The sequence below is a fragment of the Nocardia sp. NBC_00881 genome (assembly GCF_045207455.1).
Classification (GTDB): Bacteria; Actinomycetota; Actinomycetes; order Mycobacteriales; family Mycobacteriaceae; genus Nocardia.
In genome coordinates this window covers 6,783,259-6,795,790 of the sequence record NZ_CP108798.1, presented here as the reverse complement: position 1 = coordinate 6,795,790, position 12,532 = coordinate 6,783,259, and the positions used below count along the sequence as shown (strand labels likewise).

Genomic DNA, 12,532 nt, shown 5'->3' with positions numbered 1-12,532 from the left:
GCTGCCGCCAGTTCCGCCGACTCGGCGGTCTCATCGCGAAGTACCACCCACACGGTGAAGCTGTCCGGGCCATGCACCTCGACGCCGTGATGATGGGCATAGTCCGCGAGCAGACCCAACGGCGTCGTCTCCCCGCCGCGGCCGCCATCCGCGGAACGGACATGCACCTCGATGCCGACGACTTCACTGTCGCCCACCGCCAGCCGCGTCACCACCAGCACCCCCTCGGCACCCGGGTGGTCCACGACGTTGCCGACCATCGTCTCGGCGAACAGCAACGCCGCGTCGTCCTGCCCCGGCGGCCAGAGGAGTCGGCCGGCCTCCCGAACCAACCGGGACGCTTCCTCGATGGCATGATCCCGGTTCGAATCCGGCTCGATCACGAGATCCCACAGCTCCGCCTCTCCAATCGGGCTGTACGCAGGCTCCGCCTCGGACGGCGCCTCGGCTACGGCATATCGATCCGTCGACAATCCGGTTCGGGGGTCGTGGATGGCGAACTCGATGAGCTGGATACCCGACTCTCCGCCGGCATCGATCTCGAGCCCGTACACCTCGGTCGGGTCGTCATGGCGAGCGGCCGCCGCCCGGAGCGACCGCTCCGCCGCATCTCTCGCGACATCGCCTCGGCCCGCCGGCCACCCGACCGTCAGCTCTCGAACCACCCCCCGGACGTCGGTGATCACGGTGTCCAGGTCCTGCTCCGGATCGATCGTCATCGTGATCTTCAAGGCCGGATCAGCCAACCCGCCACTATCGGGTAGCTCCAGCGCCAGTTCGGCGGTCCCGCCCACTCCGCGCCTGCCCAGCAGGACCCACAACTGGTGAGTGCTTCCCACGCCGGGAGAGAACCTGATCTGCAACCACCCATCCCCGGTCGCGTGGAGGTGGGCGGCCAGCTCTTCCAAGACCGATCCGACCACCGTCGGCTGGTCATGATCCAGCCCACGCCTCAGCGTGTCGTCAACCAGTGAGCGCAGCTCGCCGTGCTGCTGCGCAAGAGATCCCACGTCCAGCGCCCATTCGTAGGGAGAATCGACGGAGCACGACGCCAGCCGTTCATCACCGTCCGACAGCTCGACCTCGAGCGACAGGCCGGTCGACTCGTCGAACGACCGCACCGACACTCGACCCTGCTCAACCCTGGCGACCCCCTGGCTGAGGCCGACCATCCGCCGCGTGAGCAGCTTGCCCACCGCCACAGTGTTCGGCGACCGGCCGGACGTCAGCTGGTCGATCAGCTCGTCGGTGCGTTCCAGCACCTGGCGCAGCGAATCGCCCTCCTGGAATTCGATGACGTGGACGCCGTCGTCCGAACTCCCGCTGTAGGTGGGCGGATCGTCCCCGCCACCACCGTTTCCACCGCCGGCAGGTTCGGGCTGCGGTGTTCCAGTCGCGCCGTCACCGGCCGACGCGCCGTTCCCCGCGCCAGGCGCCGCTGGCTCGCCGTCAGGCCGCGGGGCGGGCTGCCCTCCCGGGATATCACCGGGCCGCTGGATATCCGAATCACGGCGCGGCCCGCCGCCCGCCGCGTCCGCCTCCCGGCGAAGTTCGGTCTCGGGGAATTGCGGCGAGTCCGGTGCCCCACCCCCGTGATCGAGTGCGTTCGACAACTCATCGCCGTTGTTTTCAGCGGGGCGACCTTGGACTTCGCCTCCCTTGCGTGGAGTTCGTTGGTTGGGTCGAGTTGGGTGGAGGTTGGTGAGGTTGTTGTGGTCGTCTGTGGTGAGGTAGGCGACGTAGGCTTCGGATTTTTTGGTGATGCGGGTGAAGGACTGTTGCCATTTGTCGCGGGTGCGGACGCGGGGGATGCGGCCGGAGTCTTCGGGGTCGAGGGAGGGGTTGTCGGGGTCGATGATGTTGGTGTCGAAGATGACGATGCGGCCGTTGGCTTTGGTGACGGTGTAGGAGTGCATCTTCTTGCCGTCGTCGACGAGGATGACGGCGGTGTCGATGTCCTTGTCCCGCTCGACGGTGTCGATGATGTGGGCGAGGGGGTCTTCGGTTTCAGGGTCGAGGTGGGTTTCGACGAGTTGGGTAGCGATGGCGTCTCTGAGGTGGGTCCAGTCTTTTTGTCCTGGTTGGGGTTTGATTCCTTTGTCGAGGCCGAGCGCCCAAGTTGCCTCGGCTGTTTGGTTGATGCAGTCCAGCAGCTTCCGGGCAGCCGGATCATTCGACTTCTTCAGGCGTCGAAGAGCTTCCCGGACGACGGAGCCGGCCGCGATGGTGCTGAACGCCGCGGCGATAGACCAGGTCGCCGGTCCCATTCCCCATTGATCGAGCAGGACACCACCGGCCAAAGCGCCCGCCGCGAACGTACCCCTGGTCGTCATGGTCAAGACAGAGCTCGCTCGCCCGTACACTCCCTTCGGGATCACCTTGTCCCGGTAGGCACTGATAGCGACACCACCCGCCCCCAGAACTGCCCAGCCTCCGGCAAGCCCTGCCGCGGCAACCCAGGGGTTGGTGGTGGTTGCCACCACCACACCGGCCCCTGCCAAGCCGACCAATCTGGCGGTGAGCAGGCTTTCAATGCCGAGTTTGTCCAACCACTTACCGGGCGTTGCGTTCCCGATCAAGTTCCCGGCAGGTGGGATCACGAGGGCTGCTCCCGCCTGCCACGGCGTAATATCGGAGCCTGCGATTATTGACGCAAAGGAGAGCGACTCCATCCCCAGAAATATATTGGTGAGCGCAAAGTTAATGGTCGTACTTTGGATCAGAGGGTTTTCACGGGTTACCCGAATTCCTTCACCGAGCGACTTTCCCAGTCCGGTCAAAGCATTCGACCCAGCAGGTTTGGGCGCGGCAGGGAATTTTCGCAACGGCGACAATGCCACCTGGTTCCACCCATAGGACAATCCATTTATCAGGGAGGGCATCCATGGGGCCACCCCCAGCATAATGGGTCCTAACCCATTTCCCGCCACTCGAACGATGCTCTGATAAGAGGAATTGAAGCGAGCCAGTCCTTCTCGCATCGATTTTGCGGGGCCGACCATTTCCTTGATGGCCCGGTTGATACTGTTGGTGTAGAAGACGGCGGCGCCTGTCTCCACGAATGTTGTCCCGACGAGTATTGGGACGAGATTCGAAGTTCCAGTCGCCAGGGCGACGCTCGCTGTGCCCGCTGCCGCCAACCCTACGGCCACGCTGACCCGCAGGATCCACCTGATGTCGAAGAAGTCGGTGAAATATCCCGCGATCGGCGCGCCGATGAGATGTGGCAGGTTGCCTGCCATGACAACGGCACCTGCCACCCCCGGTCCTGCGTTTTCCAGCAAGATCAGAGGCAGCGCCGATCCCCAGATCGTGTCTCCGATTCCTGAGCCGACCTTGCCGCTGATCGCCAGCCGGAACTCGGTGTCGGTGCGAATCAGGCGCAGCAGCGATCGGCTCTCACTGCCGCCTTCGGTGCCGTCTGGCTGTTCCGTTTCGTCGGGGTCCGCGGATCCGGTCGTCTCGACACCGGATTCGTTCTCCTCGGCCGACAGTTGGGCGGGCGGTGCCTCCATATGCTCGGCGGGTCCGTTCGCTGGTCCCCGCGCCCACCGCCCACGGCGCCGCCAGAACGCCCGGCCCGCCAGCCGTGCACCGAACCCCTGCCCGGATTCCGTCGACTCGGAGCGCCCCGGACCCGGCGCGGTGCCATCGGGGTCCCCGTCCCGATCCGGTTCGGCGGCGAACCACACACCCTGACCGCGCCCCCGCGGCACTCCGATCGGACCCAGCACCCCCTCGACCCGGCCACCCATCATCCCCACCACGTCGGCTACATCCGCATCTGCCCGCAACGCACCCGCCAACGTCGGCCCACCGAACGCCCACGCCCGCGGTGTCAGCCGCGGGTCGACGGCATGGAACGTCTCCGACGGCTCCGGTCGCACCACCGGAGCCGCTCGGTCGGCACTGTCGGACTGCTCAGCCCGTAGCTGCGCTTCTGCCTCGCGCACCCGTGCCGCTGTCGCTTCCTTCACCGGCGCCCCGCCCTCGAACACGCGGCGTGCCGTCGCCGGGCTCACCCCAGCCCTCCGGGCAACCGCGGCGTACGTCACCCGCGGCTCGGGACGGCTCGCCCAGAACTCGAGCACATCCGGGTCAACCTCGAACCCCGTCTCCTGGGCCACCGCCAACACGTGCAAGGCGGTCGCCTTGCTCACCTCCCCCTCGGCACAGTCGATTACCCGATTAACCACTTGCGGGCTCGTCCCTACCGCCTCAGCCACATCCACCTGTGTCACCAGGACTTCGCGATCCGGACGACGCTGCCAGAACGCAAGCACATCCGGATCGACCTCGAACCCCATCCCCGCCACGACCGCCAACACCCACAACGCCGTCGGCTTCCCGACCCGATCCGCGCTGCATTCGTACACCCGACGCACCGTCGGCGGGCTCACCCCTGCGGCTCGCGACACCACCAGCCACGGCACTGCCACCAGATCTGCCCCAGCCGCCCGCGCCACAACAGCACGCGACATCCGCGGCTCGACAGCCGGACGGCTCTCCCAGAACTCGTAGACCTCCGCAAAGACATCCGGATCGACCTCGAAACCCCTCCCCTCCACGACCGCCAACACCCACAGCGCCAGCGCCCTGCTCACCTCCCCCTCAGCACACGCGAACACCAGGCGCACCGTCTGGCGGCTCACTCCGACCGCACCCGCCACCGCGGCGTACGACATTCGTGGACGTTGTCCGGCAGGATCACCGGACTCCGGGGGGCGTGGCGGAGGAACGGCGTCGGATGGCGGTTGCGCCAGGTCCGCCGACTGCTGGGCAAGGATCTCGCCGATCCGACGGGTCAGTTCGTCGAGTGCATTGAAGTCCAGCTCCGCCAGCAGATCCTCCGGGTACTCCAGCCGCAGTGTCCGGGCCGCCTCAGGCCGCGAAAGCACCCGCCCGTATCGCGCTGTCAACCAGTCCCCACGCGGCCCGGACATCGCACGCCGACCGTGCTCAACCACGTCTCGGCTGGTCCGAGCCACTGCCCGGAATTGCTGCGACCCAATGCTCCAGCCACAGGCCCGCAACCCCACCAACACCTGCGCTCGGAAGCCCTCGAAGTTCAGATCCCCCGGTGACACACCATCGCTGAAACGATGCCCCACCACCGCCAACACTTGGCGAACGACCCGAGCCGCCGACGCGGTGTCCAGTCCCATCATCGCCGCCTGATCCGATACCGCCCGCCAGAGCCGCTCACGCACCAGCGTGAACGCCACCGACTCCGACTCGGCCGACACAACAGCGGAGGGCCGTGTCGCATCGGGCCCGGAGGAGTCGCGGTAGAAGAGACGAACATCTGGTGGCACCGGGATGCCCAGCGAGTCTGCCTCGGCCAGCAGCCGCAGCCCCGTCTCCCAAGCGACTCCATCCTGGAGTTTCAAGAAACGCTGCACATGCTCGGTACTCACCCCGACCCGATCCGCCAGTTCACGCTGTGTCCCCTGTGGCGGGACGGTCAGGGCGATCCCGAGCTGATCGACGGCATCCAACACGCGAATGCGTGTTCCCGGCTGCGACAGCCCACCATCCAGCACCTGTCGCACCGCATCCAGCGACACTCCGGCTGCCCGTGCGATATCGAGCAACAGTGCAGGCAGCACCAAACCCAGGCCTTCGCCGCTGAGGCCGATGCCGTAGAGGACCCGGCATCCCCGCTCCACTGCCGCGTCTAGTATTCGCTGCCGGGTGCCGGCAGCGACACCGATGGTATCGATGCCGGTGAAGAGCAGTGACACTGTTGCTCTGGTCACTCCCACCGTGCGTGCCAGATCGGCGTAGGTAAGACCCGGCGTTGCTCTGGGAGTCCGGAATGCCAAGCGGTGCACGGCATCCCACACCTGCTGCCGGATCTGCGGACCGGCCGGTCCGCCGGGAATACCATCCACCACCTGGTATACCGTCATCCGATCGGTCCCCGCCAGATGAGCGACGTCCGCCGCGGTAGCCCGCCGCACCGTACCCAGCGCCGTGTATCTCGGACCGTTGGTCTCCGGAAGCAACTGGGACAGCACCGACTCGGCCACCCTGCCGACCACCGTGCACCGCCGACGTAGCAGCGCCTCGTCCGCGGTATCCAGCAGATCGGCGACATGACCGCCGTCGGCGAGCCACGAGCGCAGCCACCGCTCGTCCCGGTCGAGCCGCCCTGGATCGCGCCGACGGATCAGCCCGGCGAGTGCCGCGACATCATGGTGTCGCGCTGCCGCCACGATCGCCACCGCCTCCGCCACCGTGTGCGAATCGACGCCAACCACGAACTCCGCCAGCCGCCGGAACGCGGCCTCCACAGTGGCGGTGTCACCACCCGATTCGGACGCGACCTCCGCGGTCGAAAGCTCCTGCACAATCCCCGACTGGATGCTGGTGACCTGCTCTGCAGTAATCAGCCGCTGCCTGCGCAACCGCAGCAGGCCCGACTGCAGCAACGCCGGGTTGTCCCGCTGGGTCGCCGCAACCACAGCGACAGCGTTCTCGGTGATCGCCGGTGTCACCACTGCAAGCTCATGCGCCATTCGCGACGGCGGGACATGCCCACCGTCATTTCCGACCTGGGCGCCACCGAAGCCGCGGCCGCCGAAAGCACCGCCCAACCGGCCGTCCCGGCTGCCGTGTGTGATCGCCCCGTCGACCATCATCGTCCGAGCCCGGGCCCGGCGGCCGAAGCCGCCGAACGGGTCGGCCACCGCGGTGGCGAAGTCGTCGTAGCGGAAGGCCGGGTCCGGACGCACCCCCGGACCACCACCGCCAGGCCGCGGCCCCTTCGGCGGTCTCGGCTTCGGAGGTGGCGCACCGCCCCCGTCATTGTCATCGGGCGGGAATACCTCGTAGTACAGCTCGGCGGCGCCCGACTCCGGCATGCCCCAGAGCCGACGGGCGCGCAGGAAAGCGTCCAGGGTCAAGCTGCCGCGGCCACCGTCGTTGACGAGCCGGTCCATATCGAGGTAGTGCATCCATATGTCCATGTTCGGGACCCAGAGCTCCCGAGGGACATAATCGCGCACCTCACGGTGATTGAGCACCGCCAAGTCGTAGGACTTGGTGTATAGGGCCCACAGACCCCAGTCCAGGAATGCCACCACCTTGCCGGTTTTCGGATCTATCAGCACGTTCCCGCGCTTGATATCCCGATTGACGGCCTGGAACTGCTCCTGGACAGCAGATTCGGCCATTTCGACAATCGGCGCGAACACGTTCGCGGGAACCTCCAACCCGGCGAACCTGGTGGCGATCTCCGGCCGAAGCAGCTGTCGCTCATGGTGTTCCGTCGACTGGGCAGCGACGAATACCACCAGCCCGGCAACATCGCCATCCTCCGGATAATCCGGGTAGTCCACGAGCAACAGCTCCCGCAGCGGGTCCACCGGAACCTGCTTCAACTGCCGCTGCAGCTCGACGACGTCGCGGAGTATCGGCTCCCGCCAACGGATCCACTGCTCTTCGGTCGGATTGACGCCGGCGGCGCACTCCTCGAGGATCACCGTTCCCTGCGGGATCGTCCCGTCCGGCAGCCGAATGCCGAAGTGGTGTAGGTCTTCGGGTCTGATCTCCGCCAGCACCCGGGGAAGTCGCCGAACACCCGCGTGTGCCGCCAGCTCCAAGAACCATGGTTCGGGGCCGTACACGACATCCACGGATTCGACGTCTTTCTCGACCCGCGCCAGATATCCGTCCCGCACATAGTTGTCGTTGTTGAAGCCCGACAGGCACACCCCATCGCGGAAGATCTCGACGGCCAAATCCCGCGCCGTGGGCGGGTTGATGGCATGGCCGTAATCCCCACCCCAAGACGCGACTTCCGTCGTCGGACGGAACCTCGATGGCAGGGGCGAGGACTGCGGTCGGGGCAGCGGCCTGGCGGCCAGCTCCGTGCTCTGCCGCAGGTTGGTGATGACCAGATCAGGCCTTTCGGCTACGAGCGCCTCGACCTGGTCCGGTTCGCGCGCGTATCCGATGGTCCGGATCCCGCACTCCTTGGCCTTCCTGACATCCGACGCGCCACCGATGACCAGGCACCGCTCCGGTGGTGGGTCGCCGAGTACGCGGAACGCCTCGCGCAGTGGATCCACAGTCGGATCGAACGTATGGCCATCCATCCCGGACCGCCCGATCCGCAAAAATTTACTGATCCCGAGGTTGAACGACTCATGTTGTGACAGGAAATCATAGATGCCGGTTGCCAAGCTCTTCTCGCTGAACAGCACGACACGAATACCTTTGTGCCACAGTGCATAAGCGAGCTCCCGCGCACCGGGGACCGGCGCGGCGACCCGGGCGGCCACGCTCTCGGACGTCGAAATATAGTTCGTCAGCAGCCAGCGTTCTTCTTCCGGGAAGGCCGCATAGACCGAGTCATAGACCGCGTAGGGATCCCGCGTCACCGCGATATCCGGTGGCAGATCGACGCCCTGTGAGATCGCGAGCGTGCGCAGCTGGTCGGCGGCGACGAGGGCTCGTTCCGGCGGGAACAGGTCGCAGACCATGCCGTCGAACGGCAATAGCACATATTCGGCCTCATCCAGCATGACCTCGAGAAGCTCGATATCGTCCACCGTCGCCATGGCAGGCAGCTGGGAACTGGCACGGTCGGCTACCGTCCAGGACTCGATATCCCGCATGCGTGGCGATGAGCCGGGCACGCCCGGTTGCGCGGGGATCGCCTCGACGAATCGGACCGTATAACCGGTCCGCGGCGGCTGCCCGGCCAATTCCGGTCTGGCAGCAAGGGCTTCGCGCAGCGCTCGACGGTGTGTGTCGCCCACCGCGATCACAACCAGCTCGCGGCGGCGAGGCAGGTACACGACCTTGTCGCTCCACGGCCGCGCATCCGGCGCCGCATTCAGCACCGTCTCCATCAGATAGTGCAGCTGCGAACGATATTTCTCGTCGAATACCAACTCCGCCAGTCGATTATGCTGTTCACTGCGACTTTCACCCAACTGCGCGACGAGTGCGTCCCAGCCGTCCACATCGAGCACCAGTGGCTGTTGCCCGAACCCTAGATCGCGGGTCAGCGTGTAGCGCTCGACCTCTGCCGCACGCATCGGCAGAAAGAAGGACCCGTTGACCTGCGCGTGCCACAGCGCATACTGCGGGCTGGTCCAGTTCGGCCCATTGGCCGCAATCTCATCGAACGCCGCACGCAGCGCCGAGGGCACATCGATGCCGCCATCGGCCGTGCGGCAGTGTCCGGGCAGCCGTGCCAGCCAGTTCTGAAAACTTTCCCGAACGACACCCAGAACATGTAATGCCCGGTAGGCATTCTCGAGGGCAGTGTCGAGCGCAGTACTCCCCGAATGCTGCGTGAGGTGATCCCACAGGCCCGGCATATGGCTCAACGCCTGTTCGAGGCGACGCAGGGTCAGCTCGAACACGGCGTCGTCGGCGCCGCGCACAAACTTGCCGTTCCGGATCCCTTCCGCATATTCCTCGTCGAGGCCGGTGGGATCCGTGATCCAGCGAATATCCGCGGTGACCTTGGTGATCTGCTCGGCCGATCCTCTCTTGGCCGGTATCCGGCGACTGTAGAGAAGGTGCTCCGTGTCGGGCAGCGTTCCGACATCCAGCATCAACGCGAAAGAGGCATTTCGTGTGGACACACCGTATCGGGTGCAGAAATAGTCGACCGCGCGCAAATAGCTCCGGACCGACGCGACCGGAACCCTCGGATCGAGGAAGGAGTCGAAATCGACTAGTACCCGCGGGTTTCCGGTGCCGAGTTTTTCGATCAGCTGTCGCTTTGCCATCTCATCGTCGACTGCGGTGGCCTCGAATAGCGGCAATAACTCCGCAGGAGCGGCGAGCATGCCGGCCAACTGGACGGCTATGTCATGCTGCAGCCCGCGGACCTCGCGGCGCTCGCTCACCTCCTGCGCGGCCTCGATCGACATCATCCGTCGGAACAGCAGCTCACCGAGCTGTTGATCGTCATCGTGCGACAGACCGATGCGGAGTTTCTTGATGAAACCCCACAGCTCCCAGTCACGTTCCCGTCTCGCCGTTCTGACAATCGCGAATGCCCGCATGCGTGAGTTCAGCAACTGCTGCGCGGCGGTAGCCCGGCCGGCGGCCGCCGCATCGAATGCCTCGAGGTACGCGCGGTTCACATCGAGATTGCCGTCACCGTCCACGCTCTCGCCGAGTTGCTCGACCAGCCACTCGTCGAGCCCGCCGACGCGCCCGCCCTGGTCATGGAACTGTCTTTCCAGTAGGTACAGGACGGCCTCGCGGTCCGAATCCGCCCCCTCCGCATCCCCGAGGCCGGCAGCGGCGAGGCAGGCGCGACCCGATTCGCGCCAGTCGGCATGAGCCTCTTGCTCCGGATTGTCTCCACCCGCGATGGAGACCGGATCGAACAGGCGACCAAGCGAATTCGCGCGACCGGGCCGCACCGACAGTCCCCCGGCGCCGAGGAGAGCCGGCACATCTGCGACCCCCTTGTCGCTGTGGGGACGGTCCGACTCAGCTGCCATCGGGCCGGTACGGCTTTCGGCGTCACCGTCGGTGTCGACTTCCGCTGCCGACTCTGCCTCGGACGATGCCGGTGGCCGTCGGTCGGCGGTGGGCAGTGCGGCAATCGCGGCGGCCACTACGGGGATGGCTCTCGCCTGATGGAACCGGACCCATAAAGAGGTTTGTCCCAACTCGGCGGCAACCACCTCGGGCGACAATTCGTCGATGAACCGCAGTCGGACCATGCTGCGCACATCGACGGGAAGCACGTCGTCGGGAATGTGCTCGAGGACAGTCGTCAACAAGGCGGCATCGGTGCGCCCAACCCGCCAGACCAGCTGCAAGTCCAGTTGCGAGGGCGGCCGGTCGGCGGGGTCGGTCGCCAGCTGGGCGAGCATCCGGCCGAGGGCGGTGTGCCGCAGCATCAAGACCGAGCCCCGCAACGCACGACCCAGTTCGGCGTCGATTTCGACCTGCGGAAAGCCGCACAGGAACCATTCGATCCAGGCCCGCTGCTCGGGGGTAAGCCGGTTCAGACAGTCCTCGAAATCCGGACCGTTTTCCCGGCAGGCCACCACGATCCCAGTCTCCTGGTCGCCGCGGGCCACCCTCACGCCGGTGAGAACGCCTGCCAGCCGCCGAATATCGCGAGCGTGCTGCGCCCAGTCGTGGTCGGAGAAACCACTGTCGGCCAGTTCGGCGGCGGAACGCCCCGCCAGCAACCGCTCCTCGGTGAGCCTGGTGCGGATAGACCACCGGCGCATAGCGTCCCGCACTATCGCCGGGTTTCCTTGGCCGATTGCCTCGAGCAGACACCCCGCCTCCTCGGCGGTGACCCACTCCTGCGGGTTCCACTCGGGACGTGGCTGCGGACTCGCTATCGCGGCGGGCTCGGCGGCGACGGGTGGGGTGGGCATGAACGGCTTGCCGCGGCCCGAGCCGGGGGCGCCCAGCGCCCAGGTCTGAAACGTCTCGTCATCCGGGTCGTGCCCGTTGAGCACCCACGGTGTGTCCCCCCGCTGCCGGGCGCCGCGGACCAGGGCGTCCGGCAGCGCTGCCCTGCCCCGGCCCGCCGACGGATCCGACTCGGCGTCGACAACAGGCGACTCACCATCCGAAACTGGCGACTCGCGGAGCGGGAGTGGAGCGTCGGCTCCGCCGCCACCCTCGGGTGGCTGTGGTGAGGCAGGGCCGGGTCCGTCTTCGCTGGGTGGGGTGAGTCGGCCGTAGACGTTCGCGCCGCGGTTCGCGTCGGGGAATGCGCGAGTCACCTGGATAGCGCCGCCGTGGACGAGCCGCACCTCGAATACCTCGTCGAGGCGCTCCGGCCAATGCACGACTGTGCCTTTCGGCACCCGCACATACCCGGTAGCTCCGCTCGTGAGGTTCGGTGACCGGGTGCCGATCCGGCCCACGGCGCCTGCCGGGATCGGCACCGTTTCGGGCAGCTCGGCGAAGTCGCCGGGGATGTCCAGTTCGACCATGACCACCAGGTCGTGCGGCGTCGGCGATTGCATGCCCAACTCGGGAAGAACGAATTCGGCGGTATCCCAGCCGGTTTCCACCTCAAATGCGTCATCGGCGATTTCCGCCCAGGCAACTGCGCGTTTCCCGACGAGCGGGAGGCGGTCGAAGATGTCCGGCTCCCGCAATGGCGGCAGCGCACCGGCACCTGCCCTGTCACGCAGCTCGAGCAGGACCGAGTCCACCTGCTCCTTGCTGCCGCGATGCCGCGACCCCCACAACTGGTAGGCGCTCAGCAGACTCCGATACAGCCTGCGCTCGACCTCGGGCCGCCGATCGTGTTCCAGATCCACCGACACCAGCGCGACCAGATCCGCCAACACGTCGCGGATCGTCAGGAATTCACCGTAGATCTGGGCGTTCTCGCGGCCGAGCGACCACGGCACACCTTCGATGCTGTGATCGAGCACCGCCCAGGTGTAGGCCGGGTCGCCCCACATCCAGCCGGTGCCGGTGATGCCGGAGACCAGTCCACTGTCGACGCGGAAGTCACTTGCGGAGGGGGTGGGAATCAGCTGGAACCGTGCGGGCATCAGTTTTCTCGCCAATA

1 protein-coding gene (cut by both window edges) is annotated in these 12,532 nt (G+C 66.4%); it reads right to left on the bottom strand.

The whole window is internal to a GNAT family N-acetyltransferase gene (locus tag OH799_RS28730; RefSeq protein WP_406270362.1) on the bottom strand: the coding sequence, 177,828 nt in all, runs 45,841 nt past the left edge and 119,455 nt past the right edge, and what appears here is coding positions 119,456-131,987 (codon 39,819, partial, through codon 43,996, partial); the first complete codon in reading order (the gene reads right to left) occupies positions 12,528 to 12,530. The start codon and the stop codon both lie outside this window.